General features: G+C 53.1%; 12 protein-coding genes and 1 tRNA gene. 7 read left to right on the top strand and 6 right to left on the bottom strand.

Annotated elements, in window-relative coordinates:
- Window positions 1-399: 399 nt before the first annotated feature.
- Entirely contained in the window at window positions 400-3,180 is a 2,781-nt protein-coding gene (locus tag ACO0LK_RS07990) for a TonB-dependent receptor (protein WP_422973881.1), read from the bottom strand.
- A 590-nt stretch (window positions 3,181-3,770) separates the two neighbouring features.
- Window positions 3,771-4,322 carry a c-type cytochrome gene (locus tag ACO0LK_RS07985; RefSeq protein WP_422973879.1) on the bottom strand — a complete coding sequence of 184 codons (552 nt, stop codon included), beginning with the start codon at window positions 4,320-4,322 and terminating at the stop codon, window positions 3,771-3,773.
- Window positions 4,323-4,602: 280 nt separating this feature from the next.
- Here ACO0LK_RS07985 and ACO0LK_RS07980 point away from each other — a divergent pair.
- Together ACO0LK_RS07980 and ACO0LK_RS07975 are read left to right on the top strand one after the other, a co-directional pair.
- Window positions 4,603-4,679 (top strand) — tRNA-Arg (locus tag ACO0LK_RS07980).
- A gap of 285 nt (window positions 4,680-4,964) precedes the next feature.
- Window positions 4,965-7,736: a M16 family metallopeptidase gene (locus ACO0LK_RS07975; RefSeq protein ID WP_422973877.1), complete on the top strand. Its 2,772-nt coding sequence runs from the start codon at window positions 4,965-4,967 to the stop codon at window positions 7,734-7,736.
- Between the two features lie 67 nt (window positions 7,737-7,803).
- On the opposite strand, the gene dinB is transcribed toward ACO0LK_RS07975, so the two are convergent.
- Window positions 7,804-8,859 carry a DNA polymerase IV gene (gene dinB, locus ACO0LK_RS07970; RefSeq protein WP_422973875.1) on the bottom strand — a complete coding sequence of 352 codons (1,056 nt, stop codon included), beginning with the start codon at window positions 8,857-8,859 and terminating at the stop codon, window positions 7,804-7,806.
- A gap of 173 nt (window positions 8,860-9,032) precedes the next feature.
- Between dinB and ACO0LK_RS07965 the strand changes: the two genes are divergently transcribed.
- Window positions 9,033-9,500 (top strand): thioredoxin family protein, encoded by a 468-nt coding sequence (locus ACO0LK_RS07965; RefSeq protein WP_422973873.1) that lies wholly within the window; start codon window positions 9,033-9,035, stop codon window positions 9,498-9,500.
- Window positions 9,501-9,601: 101 nt separating this feature from the next.
- Window positions 9,602-11,878, top strand: a complete 2,277-nt coding sequence (locus ACO0LK_RS07960) for a PAS domain-containing protein (RefSeq protein WP_422973871.1) — start codon at window positions 9,602-9,604, stop codon at window positions 11,876-11,878.
- Here ACO0LK_RS07960 and ACO0LK_RS07955 read toward each other — a convergent pair.
- Window positions 11,844-12,956, bottom strand: coding sequence for a helix-turn-helix domain-containing protein (locus ACO0LK_RS07955; protein ID WP_422973869.1), 1,113 nt, complete (start codon window positions 12,954-12,956; stop codon window positions 11,844-11,846). The two genes, ACO0LK_RS07960 and ACO0LK_RS07955, sit on opposite strands and share 35 nt — an antisense overlap.
- A 118-nt stretch (window positions 12,957-13,074) precedes the next feature.
- Between ACO0LK_RS07955 and ACO0LK_RS07950 the strand changes: the two genes are divergently transcribed.
- A complete protein-coding gene (locus tag ACO0LK_RS07950; RefSeq protein ID WP_422973868.1) occupies window positions 13,075-14,667 on the top strand; it encodes a GMC family oxidoreductase in 1,593 nt (530 codons plus the stop codon).
- 45 nt (window positions 14,668-14,712) lie between these two features.
- Here the strand turns inward: ACO0LK_RS07950 and ACO0LK_RS07945 are convergent, their stop codons facing one another.
- Window positions 14,713-16,335, bottom strand: a complete 1,623-nt coding sequence (locus ACO0LK_RS07945; RefSeq protein WP_422973866.1) for an amidase — start codon at window positions 16,333-16,335, stop codon at window positions 14,713-14,715.
- Window positions 16,336-16,355: 20 nt separating this feature from the next.
- A complete protein-coding gene (locus ACO0LK_RS07940; RefSeq protein ID WP_422973864.1) occupies window positions 16,356-16,745 on the bottom strand; it encodes a SirB2 family protein in 390 nt (129 codons plus the stop codon).
- A 129-nt stretch (window positions 16,746-16,874) separates the two neighbouring features.
- On the opposite strand from ACO0LK_RS07940, the gene ACO0LK_RS07935 reads away from it, so the two are divergent.
- Window positions 16,875-17,705 carry a D-hexose-6-phosphate mutarotase gene (locus tag ACO0LK_RS07935; RefSeq protein ID WP_422973862.1) on the top strand — a complete coding sequence of 277 codons (831 nt, stop codon included), beginning with the start codon at window positions 16,875-16,877 and terminating at the stop codon, window positions 17,703-17,705.
- Between the two features lie 203 nt (window positions 17,706-17,908).
- The gene (locus ACO0LK_RS07930; RefSeq protein WP_422973860.1) at window positions 17,909-20,689 is read left to right on the top strand and encodes a M16 family metallopeptidase; all 2,781 of its coding nucleotides are present in this window, start codon (window positions 17,909-17,911) and stop codon (window positions 20,687-20,689) included.
- The last annotated feature ends 104 nt before the right edge of the window (window positions 20,690-20,793 follow it).

Genomic DNA, 20,793 nt, shown 5'->3' with positions numbered 1-20,793 from the left:
CGTGAATTTATTTTGTCTTTTTTTGAGCAGATTGCAGCATCGAGTATTGACATTGCAATTAGCATAATTTTTATCGGCTGCACCGAGATGTAAATTGATGCAAATTTTATGAAAATGGCGGAAGGCGATATTGTTAATATATTTTCTTCCATATACTTTTCTGTATCTTTAAAGAGACAAAGCTCATGAGTGCATGCACCAGACTGGCATAGTTAATTTTTTGCCATTCCCGAGCAGGGGCGAACTTTTTTTGACCAGCCGAAATAAAAAAAACCGCAAGCAAGCTTGCGGTTTTTTATCTCAATAACAACGATACTATACTTCAGCCAGCCCCCGATGCTGTCCGTCGTGGCGACAGCAGGGGCAGGTTTCTACATGTATCCGCCGTCTACATCCTTATCAGAATGTGTAACGTGCGCCAACATTGAAGTAACGGCCAACTGCGCCGGACTGATGCAGGGATGGGTTGTAGTTGATGCGGCCATAAGTCTGGACATCAAGTGGAGCCATCTTGTCGAACAGATTGGTGATGGATGCCGTGAATTCCAGATTTTTCGACATTTTCCATTTACCAAATACATCCATGGTCGTGAATGAAGCAACACGGCAACCGAGGTAAGGCTTGCCATTCGCATCTACGTCCAGGCAGTCGCCACCGATTTCATTGGTATCGCTGATGCTGGAAACATAGTTGACGTTACCGGACAGTGTCCATGGACCACGTTCCCAACCCAGAGTGAAACTGGCTTTAGTGCGTGGTGTGCCACCGTCACCAGACAGATTCACATCACCGTGTGTACCTGCAAATTCATGCACTGTACCGTCGGCATCCGTTCTTCTGAATTCATTCATGTACGTGATGACCACACCAGCGTTCAACTTGCCATTGCTGCCCAGGTCAAACTTGGTACGCATGTCCAGATCCAGACCGGAAGTTTGTGTCTTACCAGCATTCAGGTAAGGTGCTTTCACCATCAGGATAGGACCAGCCAGGGTAGGGAAGTTGGTTGTTGCTTCACCGCGGACGATTTGGGCGTCTGGGTAACTACCTGGATTGGCAACAATCGCACCAGGGTCGGAACCGCTGATTTCGCCGTCACGAACAATTTTCCACCAGTCCAGGGAGATGCTGAAGTTCTTGACCGGTTCTACAACCAGACCAAGGCTATAGCTCTTGGACGTTTCAGGCTTGATGTTTTTGTTGCCAACGGTGATAGCACCAACTTGTTGCGAAGAGCAATCGGCAGCCAGTTTGGTCACTGCACAGCGGATAGGATCGCTGGCGATGTTGGTAAATGCGGCTACGGCACTGTCACCATTCTCTGCCGCACTAGGAGCACGGAAACCTTCAGCATACGTACCGCGGAAAGCGATGGTATTGGTTGGGGTGTACTTGAAGCCAGCTTTTGGTGTTGTTGAACGACCATAATCAGAGTATTTGTCTGAACGGGCAGCCAGTTGGAATTCCAGCGATTTCAGCACAGGGATAGCCAACTCAGTATAAATCGCGCTGACGTTGCGTGAACCTTTGGCAGCGGAATAGCCCAGACCAGCGATGTCATTGGTGTTGGTGTAAGGCGTAGGATCGCTGTTGGTTTCTTCCTTGCGATATTCTGCACCAACCGCAATGCCCATGGCGCCACCTGGCAACTGCATCAGCTCACGTGTGGCTTTGAAATCCACGGATGTACTCTTCGTCACGCCAGAGTTAACCAGTGTTGGCGACACCAGTGCCAGCACTTCAGGTGTGTTGACGCGGCCTTGACCGATGCGGAAAGTACCGTTGTTGATCGCCGTTTTCAAAGCAGATTGACGGTAGTAGCCGTTTTGTGTCTTGTCTGTTTTGCTTTCAGCATACAGGAAGCCAGTATCGTAATCCCATTCAGCAAACGTACCTTTTACGCCTGCCAGGAAACGGGTGACCGTTGTTTCCAGATCGGCAGTACGTGGGCGGGCTGCATCAATCCAGCGCGGACGCGCACGTGCGTCACTGTAAGGATTGTCCGGATGGCCGATAGGCAGCAACAACTGATCAGGACCTGTACCAGTATTGTTGACACGTGCATTCACCAGATCGAAACCAGCGCCGGTCAGACCGGAAGGTGTCGTTTGTGTTTTTGCCTTGCTGTTGAACAAACCGAGTTCTGTGTATGCAGTAGTGACATCATTGATCGCGAAAGTACCGCGTGCATACACGTTCAGGTTTTGTGTTTCTGGCTGAATGGTCTGGTATTTCACTGGGTCATACATACAACCGCCGCCACCGTTATCCAGCGATGTACCACCCACTGGATCAAGGTTTTTGGCATCACAAGTACCTGGCAATTGCTGTATGCCACGGCCAGCAATGGTGCCGCCTGTAGCACTCACAGGGCGCACTGTACCCAGCATATTGCTGCCACCGGCATTACCGGAAGTGATGAAACCGACGCGCTGATCACGACCACCCCATGGGCGGGCATCTGCCTGGCCGATGTAATCGTCACGGTCTTTTTGCCAGATTTTTTCTTGTTTCTTGGCATCAATGGTCATGAACACATTGTATTTTTCGGTTTGCAGATTACCGAAACCTATCGATGCAGAAGCACTGGAGACGCGACCGTCACCGCGCGAAGACTGGCCAATACTCGCAGCAACCGATTGACCAACATAATTTTGACGCAGAATGATGTTGACCACACCGGCAATCGCGTCGGAACCATAAATCGCGGAAGCGCCGTCTTTCAGGATCTCGATGCGCTCAACCGCATCCAGAGGGATGGAATTCAAATCAACGAAGCTGCGCTGACCATCATCACCGAAACCATAAGGTGCCGTGCGACGACCATTGATCAACACCAGCGTGGAGCTGACGCTCAAACCACGCAGGGAAACACCGGAAGCACTGCCGGCGAAACCGTTGGTGAACGAGCCACTGATACTGCCGTTGTTATCCGCAGAGATACTGCGTACCACGTCAGCGATAGAAGTCTTGCCTGTTTGCTCGATGTCTTTACGGCTCAGTATCTGGGTCGTTGCAACACCTTCTGATTCAGTACGTTTGATACTGGAACCGGTAATCTCGACTTTTTGCAGACCTTCTTGCGCAAAAGCAACTGGTGCAAATACACCCATGCTCAGCACCAGGCCGCTAGAACAGATCAGACGTACTGATCTTGAAATGGTTTTTTCTTTAATCACTTTGTGCTCCGTTGTTTGTACATTACTAACAAATCTGTGACATCCAGATAAATTTTGCGGATAAGCAAAATTACCAAATTAAAATGGAAAAATCTTTCCATTCCTGATGAATTTTTGAATTAAATTCTTTCAAAAATTTAGTCTTAGAATGAAACCATCTGGGAGAATCTGCTGTCAATCTTGAAATTGTACAAACGACGAAAAAACAACACTCAAATAATTTAGCCCATTTCCTTGAAACAAGTCGCCAACATAAGTCTACAGATTAGGATGAAAGTTCCGGAAAAACGAAAATAATTTTAATTAAATTGTAACATAGTTTTTCTACTGTTACTTTTACAAGAATTACTTTTTTGCAATTAAGTAGTATCGCGATGATGCGAGATGAAAACGACAGATAGTGTATTTTTTACTTAGAAAATAATGCCCTTAATTTGTGCACTTAAAATATTAAGGATGCCAAATAAAGATTGGCAATTAAATTATGTAGAAATGGCGAAGGAAATTAAGGGCTGAATTGATTGCCGAAAAGCAAAAACCCCGGCGAACCGGGGTTTTGTCGAGACACCAGCAATACTGGTGAGGGGGAATTACTTGGCTGAAGCTTCGGCCGATGCTGCCGCTGGTGCAGCAGCCTTGACTTCTGGTTCCTTGAACTTGGCACCGCCTGCATTGGCCATATGAACTACAGCACGTGCAACTTCGATATCATCCAGATCAGGATTGCCGCCTTTGGCAGGCATCGCGCGAATACCGCCGATGGCATTGGCCACCAGTTTGTCGTAACCCTGGGCAATACGTGGGCCCCATGCGCCAGCATCACCAAATTTTGGCGAACCGGCAGCACCGGCATCATGACAAGCCGCACAAATCGTTTTATAGACAGTTTCGCCAGCTTGCAGAGTTTTGGGACCACTTGCATCTTTAAAGGTAAAGCCCTGATCTGCAACAGGACTGATACGTGCTGCTGTCGCCTCTGGTGTCAGCGCGGAAGAACCAGCACCAACTTTTTTGTCATTGGATACAAACTGTACCAGCAAGACAATGGCGATAATGGGGACCAGGAAACCGGCGAGGATAGCAACGATAAGTTGCTTGGGGGTCTTGATCGCTGATTCGTGTTCGTCGTGCGCGTCGCTCATGGTTTCCTCGTTGCAAATAAATTAGATGCTGAAAATAAATCCAGAATGCAGGCATGCCGCTTGCGCGAGCAACTGCCAAAGCTTGGGATTATAGTGCGAAAGTGCCCTGTTTGGAATGAAAAGCAGGGGCCCTTAGCCAAGAATACAGAAATTCCAGCCTGTTTAACGACAAATTCCTTGGTTTGGGGCAGAAGGTAAACGCCAATTTAGGTTAGAATGTTGCCCTTGCATTACCAGAACTCATAGCCACGTTTAGTGAGTTCGAAACAGCATACCCCACGCGCCAGTAGCTCAGTTGGATAGAGTACAGCCCTCCGAAGGCTGGGGTCGCACGTTCGATTCGTGTCTGGCGCGCCAAGTTTCTCTTCCTGTCATTACCTTCTTTGCCTGTTTTTTTGTTGCTGCCAGCAGTGTCCTGGTGTCATTCAGCAGCCCATGTCGGCTAAGGCCGTCTTCCCTGTTCTTGTAAAAATTACTGCGCATGCTATATGCTGGCCCGGCACATACTAAATTAATTGCCTTGCAAGTATTTCATTTTTTGAACCAGCCCCTATCTGTTCTGTCATACCGGTATCTGCTATCGCAGAACAGGGTCGGGTTTTCCCATACACATGCCATTTACTTGCCACTTGAAGGTCGCTTATGAAATCAAGCCGTCTCCAGCTTACTACGCTTAGCCTGTCCATCGCGCTGGCCTGCGCCGCCATGTCGCCCGCCACAATGGCGGCGGACCAGGCAACGCCCGCGGCCAAAACCGCTTTGCCAGCAGGTTTGAAACTGATACGTCAGGTGGAAGGCATAGACGAATACCAGTTGGCTAACGGCATGCGGGTATTGCTGGTGCCCGATGCCAGCAAGCCAAGCACAACGGTGAATATTACTTACCGCGTCGGCTCGCGTCATGAAAACTACGGCGAAACCGGCATGGCGCACTTGCTGGAACACCTGATGTTCAAGGGCAGCAAATCCCATCCCCGCCTGTGGGAAGAACTGGCGCAGCGCGGTGTGCAGTTCAATGGCACGACCTCGCTGGACCGCACCAACTACTATGAAACCTTTGCCGCCAAGCCCGAAACCCTGGCCTGGGCGATTTCCATGGAAGCAGACCGCATGGTGAATTCGCGGATTTCTGGCGAAGACCTGAAGACTGAATTTTCTGTCGTCCGCAACGAAATGGAGAAAAATGAAAACTCGCCCGTCGGTACCCTGATACAGCGCGTCATTTCCAGCGCCCACCAGTGGCATAACTATGGCAAGGACACCATCGGCGCCCGCACCGACGTGGAAAACGTCAATATCCCGCATTTGCAGGCTTTCTGGCGCAAATATTACCAGCCGGACAATGCCACCCTGATTGTCGCCGGGGCCTTTGATGCCAAACAGGCGTTGCAACTGATCAGTACCCATTTCGGCAAAATCCCCAAACCGAAACGCCAGATAGAAACCACGTATACGCTGGACCCGGCACAGGATGGTGAGCGTGATGTGATCGTGCGCCGCGTCGGTGATTCGCAAGCCATCGTGGCGCTGTACCATACCGTGCCAGCAGCGCATCCTGATTACGCAGCGACCGAAGCACTGGCCCTGATACTGGGTGATACCCCGAATGGCCGTCTGTACAAGGCACTGGTGGAAACCAAAAAAACCGCCGATGTCTTCCCCTGGGCAGCCAATCTGGAAGAACCGGGCTTCCTGCTGCTGGGTGCCAATATGCGTACCGAGCAGAATGTTCCTGAAGCGAAAAAGATTTTGCTGGACACTATAGAAAGTTTCGACAAGGCTCCGGTGACCGAAGCTGAACTGGCAAGGGCCAAGGCCAAACTGGATTCTGATATTACCCAAATCTTCAATGACCCGGAAAAACTGGGGGTGTCCTTGTCAGAGAGCATCGCCAGCGGCGACTGGCGTCTGTTCTTCCTGTTCCGTGATCGCGTCAAAGCATTGAGAGTCGATGATGTGCAGCGGGTGGCCACGACCTGGTTGAAATCCACCAACCGTACTTCCGGCAGTTTTATCCCCAGCGAAAAACCGGAACGTGTACCGGCACCCGCCAAAGTCGCCGTCGATGAACAGATCAAGGAATTCAAACCTGGCGTAGCCCTGGCACAGGCAGAAAACTTTGTCACCACCGCAGACAATATCGACAAGCGCACCCAGACCGGCGCACTCAGCAACGGCCTGAAATATGCATTGCTGCCGAAAACCACACGTGGCAATACCGTGGTGCTGTCCATGATGCTGAACATGGGTGACGAAAACAGCCTGAAAGGCAAGGCCAGCGCCGGTCAACTGGCAGCCGCCATGCTGAATCGTGGTACCGAAAAACTCAGCCATCAGCAATTCACTGAAGAACTCGACAAGCTCAGGGCCAAGCTGCAAATCAGCGGCAGCGCCTCGACCGTCTATATAAATGTGGAAACCATACGCGACAACCTGCCACGTGTGCTTGGCCTGTTGCATGATGCCCTGCGCCAACCGGCTTTCAGCGAAACCGAATTTACCCAGTTGATCAATGCCCAGCTGGCGCAGCTGGAAGAATCGCGCAAAGACCCACAGGCGATTGCCGTTGATGCCGCCAAGAAAGCACTAAATACCTGGCCAGCAGATGACCCGCGTTACCAGCGCTCCATCGTTGAACAGATTGCCGCTCTGAAAACCGCCAAACTTGCCGATGCCAAGGCATTCTGGAAAGAGTTCTACGGTGTCAATCAGCCTACCCAGGCGCAATTGTCCATCGTCGGTGAGTTCGATGCTGCTGCCATCAAAACCCAGTTGCAAACCGCCTTTGGCGACTGGAAGGCACAGCAAAATTTCAGTCGCCTGGCCAGACCCTATTCCGCCACCAAGGCGGAAGAAAAACAACTGATCACGCCGGACAAGGCAAATGCCTTCTTCTATGCCAGCATGCAGGTACCGGCCGGTATCAAACATGCAGATTATCCGGCGCTGGTGATGGGTAATTACCTGCTGGGTGGAAGTTTCAATTCGCGCATCCTGGAACGCATACGCCAAAAAGACGGCGTCAGTTACGGTGGCAGCTCGTACTTCAATGCTTCATCCCTGGATGAAGTCGCAAGTTTCTCGGTCGCTGCCATTTATGCGCCACAAAACCGCGTCAAGCTGGAGACCGGCATACGGGAAGAAATTACCCGCGCCCTGAAAGATGGCTTTACCGCGGCCGAACTGGAAGATGGCAAGAAGAGCCTGCTACAGCAAATGCAACTGGAACGCAGCCAGGACAATTCCCTCGCGTCCACGCTAACCACCAACCTGTATCTGGGTCGCAACATGCAGTTTGACGCTGAAGTGGAAAAGAAAATCCAGGGCTTAAGCGTCGCCACTATCAAGGACGCCATGAACCGCCATCTGGGTTATGACAAGCTGGTACGTGTTTTTGCGGGTGATTTCAAATAAGCCTTCAAAATAAGCCTTCAAACATGGCACAAGGACTTTCCCATGCGGAAAGTCCTTGCCACCGCAGCTATTCGCCACCAAACAGATTCAACTGACCCTCCGTCTTTTCATCTGCCAGCCTTGTCCCCAGGCCCAGCAGGCGCACCGGTAACTGGCGGCGGGAATAACCCGTCGCCAGCAGTTGCGCATACATATCCTGATCCAGCGCCCTGGCGCCACATTCCACCGTAGTGATGCGGAAATCCGAAAAACGGATTTTGACATACAGCTTTTGTATGCTGTCTTCTGCCGCCGCCCTTTGCATGCGTTGCTGCAAGGACTTGTACAAGGCGGGTAGTTCTGCCTGGCAGGCAGCCAGATCAGGCAAATCGATGGTATAGGTTTCTTCCACGCTCACGGATTTACGTTCCGAGTAAGCACATACTTCGCGCCTGTCCATACCACGGCATAGCTGGTACAGATTGTTCCCGAGTTTGCCAAAATGCTGCATCAGGTCGGGCAGGGACCATTTCAGTAAATCACGGCATTCATGGATGCCCATGGAATGCAGTTTGGCAGCAGTAACCTTGCCGACACCAAACAGGCGGGCCACGGGCAAAGCGGCGACAAATTCCTCTACCTGATCGGGCAAAATGACGAACATGCCGTCTGGCTTGTTCCAGTCACTGGCGATCTTGGCCAGGAATTTATTCGGTGCCACGCCGGCAGAAGCGGTTATGCCCACGGTCTCGGCAATGCGCGCCCGTATCTCTTGCGCGATCAGGGTGGCGCTGCCTTTGTGCTGGGTCGAATGGCTGACATCCAGATAAGCCTCATCCAGCGACAGCGGTTCTACCGCATCGGTGTAATCACGGTAAATCGCCAGGATCTGGCGTGAGGCGATGCGGTATTTTTCCATGGTCGGCGGCATGATCATCAGATCCGGGCAGCGTCTGACTGCCTGCGACATCGGCATGGCCGAGCGTATGCCATAGCGGCGTGCTTCATAATTACAGGTCGCCACGACGCCGCGCTGGTCAGGCTTGCCGCCCACCGCCAGGGGTTTTCCACGCAGCGCCGGATCATCGCGCATCTCTATCGCTGCATAAAAACAGTCGCAGTCGCAATGGATAATCTTTTTCAAACTGGCTACTCAAAGTAAGAATGCCGTATTTTATCCCAAATCCACGCTTTAACTGAATGTGCATACAGTATAAATGCAGCTAATTCTTGTAAGAAATGACTAGATGTTGTGGTTTAAGCTAAGATAGTCTTATCTGTAGTAACGCGATTTACATGCTTTTTAAAGGATGGATGATGAAAAAACTGTTTTCACTGATTTGCACCCTGGTTTTTGGCTTGAGCATGGCCCATGCCGCTACCGGTCCGGCTCAGCCTTACGATGAAAGCGCTGATGCCAAGGCTGCCATCACCAAAGCGCTGGCAGAAGCCAAGAAAAGTGACAAGAAAGTACTGGTGATCTTTGGTGCCAACTGGTGTAAGGATTGCCTGGAACTGGACAAATCCATGCATGGCAAAAGTGCACCACTGCTGGATAGCAAATTTGTCACGGTCAAGGTCAATGTCGGTCAGTTCGACAAGAACATGGAACTGTCCAACAGTTATGGCACACCGACCAAAAAGGGCATTCCGGCAGCGGTCTTGTTAAGGCCGGACAATAGCGTACTGTATGCATCCAAAGGTGGCGAACTGTCGAATGCCCGCAAAATGAGTGAGCAGGGGGTCTACGATTTTTTTGATGAAATCACCGCCCTGTATCACTAGGAATATCCTCACCCCTAATCAATCATTATTAATTATTATCAATCCGGATGTCTGATCTGTCTCCCCCACCCACGCTTCCGCCTGATCAGGCGGAGCTGGACATGCTGAGACGCAGCCATCACCTGCTGTCGAATTTCTCGCGCCATCTGCCGGGTATGTTTTATCAATACCGGCGCTATCCCGATGGTCGCATCTGTTTCCCCTATGCCAGTGATGCCGTCACCACCTTTTTTGGTGTCAAGGCGGAACAGTTGCGCGAAGATGCCAGTTTCCTGGCGCTCACCATCCACCCCGACGATTTGCCGAAAATGATTGCCGCCATACGCAAATCGTACACCGAACTCAGCGTCTGGCATCAGGAATACCGCATCATTTCTCCCGACAAGCCAGACCGCTGGGTGGTCGGTGATGCCACGCCAGAGTTGTTGCCGGATGGCAGTGTCCTGTGGCACGGTTTTCTGACTGACAATACCGAACGCAAGCTCACCGAGCAAAGATTGCTGGCAGCCGAGCGCCAGCGTCGCCTGGTTATGAAGGCGTCAAATCAAGGCTTGTACGATATCAATCTACAAACCGGCGAAGGCAGTTTCAGTCCGGAATACCTGCAAATGCTGGGCTATAGCCCGGATGATTTTGCCACGCCACAACTGTTCTGGGATTATTTCTGGGGTGCAGGCGTGCACCCTGACGATTTGCGGGGTCTCAAAAAAGCCTACAAGACTCATGCCAGCGGCAAAGGTAAGGGTGATTATCACGCTGAATTCCGGCAAAAGAACAAGGCAGGCGACTGGCGCTGGATCATGTCGCTGGGCAGCATCGTTGAATGGGACAGTGGAGGTCAACCACTGCGCATGGTCGGCACCCATATCGATATCACCGAACGCAAGCAAACAGAAGACATGCTCCGGCACAATCAGGAGTTGCTGCAATCGAGCAAGGATCGCTACAAGGAACTGGCAAGAGAACTGGAAATCCTGATTACCAATGTGCCGGTCGGCATCATGTTCGTCAGCGATGGTGTGATCGTCCGTGCCAATAAGGCACTGGCAGAGTTATGCCGCTTCCATGATGTCCAGGCCATGATAGGAAAGAAAACCTCCTTCCTGTATCAGGGGCTGGCTGATTATGAAGCCTTCAGCAACGAGGTCACACCAGGCTTGCTGGCAGATGAGCTGGTAGAGCTGGAATGGCATCTGCGCCGCTACAATGGCGAACCCTTCATTGGCCGTATCGCCGGACGCGCCCTGCCCACCGGTGGTTACGTCAAGGGGGCAGTGTGGATGATACAGGACATCACTGAGCAAAGAACCACGCTGGATGCCCTGCGCCATAGCGAACAACGCCTGCAAAGACTGATGAATTCCAGCCTGATTGGCATCATCCAGGGCAATGAATCGGGACAGATACTGGACGTCAATGATGTCTTCACCCAGTTCAGCGGCTATAGCCGCGATTATCTGCTGACGCACAGCAATGTCTGGGAAACCCTGCTGTCACAGCAGGATGTCAAAATCTGCCAGCAGGCTTACGAAGACCTGATACGGACCGGCACGACCGTGCCTTTCGAAATCATGTTGCAGCAGGGAGACGCCAACGGCGTGCCCATCCTGGTTGGCCTCAGCCACCTAGAAAATTCCGAGCGTGACTGGGTCGCCTTTGCCATGGATATCAGCGACCGCCTGCGCATGAACCGCCTGAAGACTGAATTCATTTCTGTCGTCAGCCACGAACTACGTACGCCACTGACTTCCATACGTGGCTCGCTCAGTCTGCTGGAATCCGGCGTCAGCGGTGTTTTACCGCAGCAGGCCGAACATTTGATACGCATCGCCCACAATAACAGCAAGCGCCTGATTACCCTGGTCAATGACATACTGGACATGGACAAGCTGGCCAGCGGCAAGATGATTTTCAAATCAGAAGCACTGGACCTGGTGACGCTGGTACAGAATGCCATCGAATCGAATATGTCGTATGCAAACTCGCTGAAAGTCAGCCTGAAACTGGAAAGCCATCCGCCCCATGCCTGGATACTGGCCGACTACGACAGGCTGATGCAGGTCATGGCCAACCTGATGTCAAATGCCGCCAAGTTCTCGCGTGAGGGTGATGCGGTATCCCTGTACATCATGAATGCCGGGCCACGCTACCGGGTTGAAGTCTGCGACCGCGGCACCGGTATTGCACCAGAATTCCAGGAACACCTGTTTGAACCTTTCACCCAGGCCGACGGCACCAACACCAGGCAAAAAGGCGGGACCGGGCTGGGGCTGTCCATCACCAAAGCCATGCTGGAAAAAATGCATGGACAAATAGGCTTCCACAGCACACCGGATGTAGGTACTACTTTCTGGTTTGAGTTTGATGTCTATCGCTGACATCGATTGAGGCAGATAACAGCGCCTGCTGACGAAATTCTGAAGGGCTCAGTTGACTGGCTCGTTTGAAGGCCCTGCGAAAACTGCGGCTATCCGAATAGTGCAATTGCTCAGCGATCTCGTCCAGACTCATGCTGGTATGCCGCAGATAGTATCTTGCTCTTTCCATGCGCAGGCTTTCGGCAATCTGGAAATACGAACAACCTTCGCGCGCCAGCAAGCGATGCAATGAACGGGGGCTGATACCCAGCAGTTGCGCCAGTTCCTGCACACTATGGCATTCACATTGCAGACTGACCAGTTTATGCAGCAGGCTTTGCTTGCCACTTAAACCAACGGCTGCCAGTTCAGCATCGCAGACTTTTTTGGAGGCGTTTGCCAGTTCTGGATCCGGTGCCTGCAACAAGGTATTGAGTACGCTATTGCTGACGATGATGCGGCTGACATCTGCACCATAGACCACCGGGCAGGCAAAAAAATCTTCGCCGACAGAACGGCTGGCCTGACGGTTACCGCGCAATTCCACCCTTTCGATTTGCAAACCCTGGCCAGGTCCCCTGCCACACAGGGTTCGGCTGGCATTGATGGCGGTCGCCAGGTGGTCGGCATCCAGAAAATCCTGTAACTCTGCATCATCGAACAGCGGGCGGGCCGTTACTGCCGAGAATTCTGCGCCCGGTTCCAGTACCAGTTGCACCATGGCACCGGCTATCAACTGATATTCGAGGCCAAATTCCATCGCCTTATACAAGGTCTCTTGCGCCAGCAAACCCTTGCCCATGGCCCCCAGTTGCGGCAGCGATTTGCGGGCTCCGGACAAAATACCCAGGTCGGCACCACCCTGATGCCGCGCCTGCAACAGACTCTCTCTGGCCTGAAGGTAGCTGATGCGCACATCGCCTGCCGGTTTGCCGTCTGCATCCAGACTCAATGCCGGAAACATGGCATTCAATTGCCAGTCACGCTCACGCCCTATCGCCAGTACACCCGAAAACGGGTGCACCGGAAATACCACATCCTGCACCGACAATACCAGGGGTTTAGCCTGGGGTGGATGATGCGGATAGGGGTTCAGCATGGATAAGAACGCAACATGGCAGTAATTGTCCTTACTTTCTGGAAGACAGAGGCTTAATATCTGAAATTACACCGGAACGGTGATTCCGGCAAGACAGCAAAAACACAAGAGAGACAAAATGACTACTACTGATTTTATCGTCGTTGGCGGTGGTTCGGGCGGCTGCGCCGTGGCCGGACGTCTGACCGAAGACCCTGCCCTGCACGTCACGGTACTGGAATCCGGTGCCAAAGCGGATAACTGGGTGGTGAATACACCGGCTGCCGTGGTCGCCATGTTGCCGACCAAACTGAATAACTGGGCTTTTGAAACCGTGCCACAACCTGGCCTGAATGGCCGCCGTGGCTATCAACCGCGTGGCAAGATGCTGGGCGGCTCTTCCAGCATCAATGCCATGGTGTACATCCGTGGCCACAAACAGGACTATGATCACTGGGCTGCACTGGGCAACCCTGGCTGGTCATTTGATGAGGTGCTGCCCTACTTCAAGCGTTCCGAAAACAATGAAACCCATGGCGGCCCGTATCATGGCCAGTCCGGCCCCCTGCATGTCAGCGAATTGCGCAGCGACAATCCCTATCAGCAAATCTATCTGGAAGCCGCACGCCAGGCCGGTTTTCGTATCAATACCGATTTCAATGGCGAAGACCAGGAAGGCATAGGCATTTACCAGGTCACTCAGCACAATGGCGAACGCTGGACCGCAGCACGGGCTTACCTGCATCCGCACATGGGCAAGCGCCAGAACCTGCAAGTGGAAACCGGCTGCCATGTGACCCGCATCCTGTTTGAAGGCAAGCGCGCAGTCGGTGTCGAATATCGTCAGGGCGGGCAGACCAAGACCCTGAAAGCCAGACGCGAAGTACTGCTGGCGGCAGGTGCCTTCCAGACCCCGCAATTGCTGATGCTGTCCGGCGTAGGCAACGCACAGGCATTACAAGGCTTGGGGATAGAAGTCGTACATGACTTGCCAGGCGTAGGCCAGAATTTGCAGGATCATCCTGATTTCGTATTCAAATACCGCGCCAAAAGCCTGGACCTGCTGGGTATTTCTGCCGGCGGCGGCGTGCGCATGGTGAAAGAATTCCGGCGTTATCGGCAACAGCGGCGCGGCATACTGAGTTCCAACGGGGCGGAAGGCGGTGGTTTTCTGAAGACGGACCCGGCGCTGTCAGCACCCGACATACAACTGCATTTTGTACTGGCCATGCTGGATGACCATGCGCGCAAACTGCATCTGGGCCACGGTTATTCCTGCCATGTCTGTCTGTTGCGCCCCAAAAGCGTGGGGGAAGTGACACTGGCCAGTGCTGATCCCACGGCAGCTCCGCTGATCAACCCGCGTTTTCTGGAACATCCCGACGATCTGGAAAACATGGTCAAGGCTTTCAAACTGACACGCCAGTTGATGAATGCCCCAGCGCTGGTCGCGGCGCGCAGCAGTGACTTCCAGACGGCCAATGTACACAGCGACGACGACATCCGTGCCGTGCTGCGCCAGACCTGCGATACCGTGTATCACCCCATCGGCACCTGCAAGATGGGGGTGGATGACATGGCCGTGGTCGACCCGCAATTGCGCGTGCATGGCTTGACTGGCTTGCGGGTAGTGGATGCCTCCATCATGCCGACGCTGATCGGTGGCAACACCAATGCCCCCACCATGATGATAGGTGAAAAGGCAGCGGACATGATACGGGCCGTGCTGTGAGCGCCCTGCCTGCGCAGTAACTCATTGGCTAACTCATTGGCTAACTTATCTGGCCATGGATTGAGGCTGTAGCAAGGCTGGTGCCGGCAAAGCCGGTCTGGCCTGCTCAAACGCATAGCCCATGTTCAGCAGTTTTGCTTCGCTCCAGGCACCGGCAAACAGGGACAGGCCCACCGGCAAACCCCGCACCAGGCCCATGGGCACAGTCAGGTGCGGATAACCGGCAACCGCGGCGGGTGTGCTGGCGCTGCCGGCAACCACATCCCCGGCTTTGTAGTCGATGGACCAGGCGGTGCCAGTGGTGGGCGCAATCAAAGCCGTCAGCCGGTATTTTTTTAGCACCACGTCAATACCCTGCCTGCCCGCCCTTGACTTGATGCGGGCTGCGGCCTGGCGGTAGGCGGCATCCTGCAAGCCTGGTGTAGCTTGTGCCTGCTCCATCAATTCCTGCCCAAAATAGGGCATGACGGTATCTGCATGTTGCTTGTTGAAGGCAATCACATCCGCCATAGTGCGGGTCTTGACTGCGGCTGGCGTGCTTGCCAGATAGGTGTTCAGGTCGGCCTTGAATTCATACAACAGAACAGTCAGTTCATCCTTGTCCAGTTCTTCCAGATAGGGCAGGTCTATCTGGTCTACGATGGTGGCGCCATTGGCAATCAGTATCGCCAGACTGCGCTCAAACAGGGCGCGGGTTTCGGCATCGTAACCATCGACCATCTTGCGCACTATGCCCAGCCGTACACCCTGCAACGCAGTTTTCTTCAGTCCTGCCGTATAGTCCTTGCTGCGGCGACGATCCGCCTGGCGGGTTGCCGGGTCGTGCGCGTCACTGCCGGCCATGGCATTGAGCAGCATGGCCGCATCACGCACCGTCAGCGTCATGGGCCCCGCCGTATCCTGGCTATGGCTGAGTGGAACAATGCCGGTGCGGCTGACCAGACCAACGGTGGGTTTCAAGCCCACCAGACCATTCACCGATGCCGGACAGACGATGGAGCCATCGGTTTCGGTGCCTATCGCCGCCGGTATCAGACGTGCCGCCACCGCTGCACCAGAACCGGAACTTGATCCACAAGGGCTGCGCTCTGGCGCGTATGGGTTACGGGTCTGGCCACCGGCACTACTCCAGCCACTACTGGACTGGCTGGAACGCAAATTCGCCCATTCACTGAGATTGGCCTTGCCGACAATGATGGCCCCGGCCGCCCGCAGCCGTGCCACCAGGGGCGCATCTTGTTGCGCCAGATTATCTGCCAGCGCCAGTGAACCAGCCGTAGTCACCATGCCGCTGGCATCGATATTGTCCTTCAGCAAGATGGGTAAGCCGGCCAGACTGCCACGGCGCGCTACCCGCTGATCGACGGCTATTGCTTCCGCCTGTGCCTGCGGGTTGATGGTCATGACGGCCTGTATCGCCGGGTTGCCAGACTGGATTTTAGCCTGGTAACTTGCCAGCACTTCCTGCGCGCTGGTTTTACCCTGACGCAACTCTTGCGCCAGTACGCTCAATTCATCACTGGCTGCCGCAGTTTGTGCAGTTTGTATAAACAATAGTGAGAGGGCACTGGCCAGCGCCAGTTTCGGGCTTAGATTCGGGCTTAGGTTCGGGCTCAAATTCAGGCGCAGATTCAAATTCAAACTCAAATTCAGCAATCGGGATCTCATCGATGGATCTCTCTTCTCATTCACAAGGGAAGAACCTGGCGGGTCAGCGCAACGCTGACAATATAAGCAAACACCAGCAGAGCCGCCACCAGGGCCACAGCCCTGATGGCAGGTGTCTTGCCACGTTTCAGGGCGACGGTACCAAGCACAATGTATAGAATCAGCGCCAGCAATTTTGCAGTCAGCCAATCCTGGCGGAAAGGGTATTGCCCGCTCCACATCGCCAAGGTCAATGCGCTTGCCAGCAAAATGGTGTCAATCACATGCGGCAGTATCCTGACCCAGCGTCGTGTCAGCATGGATGAAGAACGCAACATCCATATCCCGCGCAACAAAAACAGACTGCCACTCAGGGCTGCACAAGTCATATGCAAATGTTTGATGCCAACATAGCTGGGCAACATATCCATAGATAAACCTCACTGTCGTTTTTGTGCCTGCAATACTACCCGAAAGCAGACGAAGGTGGAGGCTGACAGGCATCTGGCAAAATCCTTTAAACTTCAGGCTATCACTATTCAACCAGAGAGCCTGATGTAATGAATTTCCTCGACCTGCAGTCAAAAGATGGTGCCAAAGCAAGAATTGCCAGCCAGGGCGCGCATTTGTGTTCATGGATACCTGCGGGTGGGTCTGAACAATTATTCATGAGCAGCCGCTCTGACTTCAAGGAAGGTATTGCCATACGCGGTGGCGTACCGGTGGTGTTTCCACAGTTTTCCAATCTGGGTACCTTGCCCAAGCACGGTTTTGCCCGCACCTCGGAATGGCGTTTGCTGGAATCAGGCGTCATTGAATCCAGCGCTGTCGACAGCGGTGCAGCCCAGGCCGTGTACGAACTGAAGGAAAATATTGCGCGCCTGACGATATGGCCGCATGTATTCCGCGCGACACTGCGTTTTACCCTGCGCGCCAATGCCCTGCAAATGACGCTGGAGATACACAATACCGGCGACACCCACTTTAGTTTTTGTAGTGCGCTGCACACTTATCTGGCTGTCCGGGATATCCGCCAGGTCAGCCTGCACGGTCTGCACGGCCTGCATTATCGCGATACCGTCACTGGCAAGGACCATTGCCTGGATAATGATGCGGCACTGCATATACATGCCGAAACCGATCGCATCTACGGTGGCGTACCAGCGCAGCTGGAATTACGTCAGCCGCACCAGACCACCATCATCAGCAGCACCGGTTTTGCTGACGCCGTGGTGTGGAACCCGGGTGCGGGTGCTGCCAACATCAGCGACATGGAAGCCGGTGGCGAACAACGCATGCTGTGCGTGGAAGCGGCCACCATATTGCGCCCAGTCAACCTGGCACCAGGCGAAAACTGGATTGGAAGCCAGACTCTGGAAATTCGTGCATGAAGCAATTGACAATGCTGCCCATTTAACACATAGTCACAATTCTCGGTTTGCCGCGCATTGGCTTGCTGCAAACCGACTTTGACAGTATTGAATTAATCAATTGTACAAAATCGTTACCAATCCAGAAATGATCCCACCAGTGCAGAAGCACAGGCCGGATCATTTATTTTTTTGTTCTTATCTTATTTAGTCGTAAGGATTTTATGCACTCTGCACGCTCCGGTATCCAGCTTTCACTCAAACCTGTGTTGCGCGCACTGGTCATGAGTGGTGTCTTTCTATTCACTGCGCCGCTGGCCCTGGCAGACAGTTTGCCCAAGGGTGTCAGCCAGGTCAGCAGTGTCGAGGGCATTACCGAATACCGTCTGCCAAATGGCTTGCGGGTATTGCTGATGCCGGATGCAACAAAACCGACCGTCACCGTCAACATCACTTACCTGGTCGGTTCACGGCATGAAAATTATGGCGAAACCGGCATGGCGCATTTGCTCGAACATATGCTGTTCAAGGGCACGCCCAACAACCCGAAGATCACGGAAGAATTCAACAAGCGTGGCATGCGCATGAACGGCACGACCTCGCTCGACCGCACCAACTACTATGAACTGTTCCAGTCCAGTGACGACAACCTGAAATGGGCACTGGAGATGGAAGCCGATCGCATGGTGAATTCCTTCATCGCCAAAAAAGATCTGGATACAGAAATGTCGGTCGTGCGCAATGAATATGAAGGCGGTGAAAACTCACCCGGTGCCGTGCTGATGAAGCGCCTGCAAAGCGTGGCTTATGACTGGCACAATTATGGCAATTCCACCATCGGTAACCGCAGCGACATCGAGAACGTCAAGATAGAAAATTTGCAGGCTTTTTACCGCAATTACTACCAGCCTGACAATGCGGTGCTGATGGTGGCCGGCAAGTTCGAACAGGAAAAAGTCCTGCAATGGATCAATGCTTCTTTCGGCAAGATCGCCAAACCGACCCGCAGCCTGCCGCAGTTCTGGACGGTGGAACCAACACAGGATGGTGAACGCAGTGTCGTCGTGCGCCGCAAGGGTGATGTGCAACTGGTGATGATCGCCTACAAAGTACCGGCGGGCCTGCACAATGACCGCGATGCCCTGGGTCTTGCCAACAGTATCATGACCAGGGCACCACATGGCCGACTGCACAAGCAACTGGTGGAAACCGGCAAAGTCGTCCAGGTCTTTTCCAGCAGCCTGGGTCAAGTCGAACCCGGCATCAACATCATTGGTGCGGTAGTTAAAAAAGGTGAATCGGTAGAAGCAGCCAGAGATGCGCTGCTGGCGGGCATAGAAGACTTCAAAAATAACCCGCCCACCAAGGATGAACTGGATCGTCAGAAACGCGACAATGCCAATTATTACGAAAAACTCTTGAACAACCATGAATCCATAGGCATCGGCATGTCTGAATATATCGCCATGGGTGACTGGCGCTATCTGTTCAAGGACAGGGACGATGGGGACAACGTCAGCGCTGAACAGGTGACTGCCGCTGCCAAACGCTATCTGGTGCGTGACAACCGCACGGTAGGCATGTTCATCCCGGAAGACAATCCTCAGCGCGCAGAAGTCCCGGCAGCACCAAGCATGGCCGAAGTCATGAAAGACTTCAAACCCAAGGCTGCGACACTGACCGGTGAAGCATTTGACCCGGCCCCAGCCAATATCGACAAGCGCACGCAACTGAGTACCATGGGCAATCTGCAACTGGCTTTGTTGCCGAAGAAAACCCGTGGCGAAACCGTCAACGTGTCGCTGTCCCTGCATTGGGGTGATGAAAAGAGCCTGTTCAAGAAAGGCGCGATTTCCGGTTTCGCCGGTTCCTTGCTGACGACTGGCACCAGCAAATATTCACGTGCACAGTTGTCGGATGAAATGTCCAAACTGAAAATGAGTGGCGGCCTGTATTCTTTCCAGACTACCAGGGCAAACTTGCCGGCGGCACTGGAACTGGTGGCCCATGTATTGAAAGAAGCCAATTATCCAGAGAGTGAATTCAAGCAGGCACTGGAACGGTCCATAGTCAATCTGGAAGCTTCCCGCAATGAACCAGGTTCTGTTGCCAGCCGCGCCATGAGCCTGCACTTTAACAGCTACCCGAAAGGCGATATCCGCGCTGCCGTGACATTGGATGAAGCACTGGCAGAACTGCGTGCGGTCAAGCTCGACGATATCAAGGCTTTCCATAAAGATTTTTATGGCGTCTCCAAAGGTGAACTGAGTATCGTCGGTGATTTCGATGTGGACAGCACCAAACAGACCATCAGCAAGGCATTTGATGGCTGGACCAGCAAAGCCCCTTACACCCGCCTGGTCGCCAAACGCACAGAGGTCGAAGTCGTGCGCAAGACCTTCAACACGCCGGACAAGGAAAACGCGATCTACCTGAGTCGCATCAATCTCACCATGCGTGAAGATGATGCTGACTACCCTGCCCTGCGCGTAGCCAACTATATCTTTGGTGGTTCTGGCCTGAATTCACGTCTGCTGGAACGCGTACGTCAGAAAGAAGGTCTGTCCTATGGCGGCAGTTCCATCCTGAGTGTTGGTGAAATTGACCCTGTCGGTAGCTTCGGTATCAATGCCACAGCAGCACCACAGAATCTGGAAAAACTCGAAGCCTCGATCAAGGATGAATTGAACCGTACGCTGAAAGACGGCTTCACCGCCGAAGAACTGGCCAAAGCCAAATCCGGCCTGCTGCAACAACGCCTGCAAGCACGTACCAACGACGGCACCCTTGCAGCCGGCTGGAACGGCAACCTGTACCTGAAACGCAACTGGGGCTGGTCACAAGCCATGGATGACAAGATACAGGCATTGACCCTGCAACAGGTCAATGACGTATTCCGTCGTTATATTGATCCGGCAAAAATGAGTATCTTCATCGCCGGTGATGAAGCCAAAGCGAAAGCTGCAACAACAGCAACACCAGCAGCAACAACAACAGCCAAATAACCCAGGCTGGTGATAAAACCGGAAATCGATGATTTCCGGTTTTTTTTATTTTATAGGACTTACGCAAAATTGTCCCGGCAAGGCTCTCGCTTTTAGGAAACCTC

The organism is Undibacterium sp. Ji49W (assembly GCF_049340205.1).
GTDB lineage: Bacteria > Pseudomonadota > Gammaproteobacteria > Burkholderiales > Burkholderiaceae_D > Undibacterium.
This window is presented reverse-complemented; position numbering and strand designations above follow the sequence as displayed.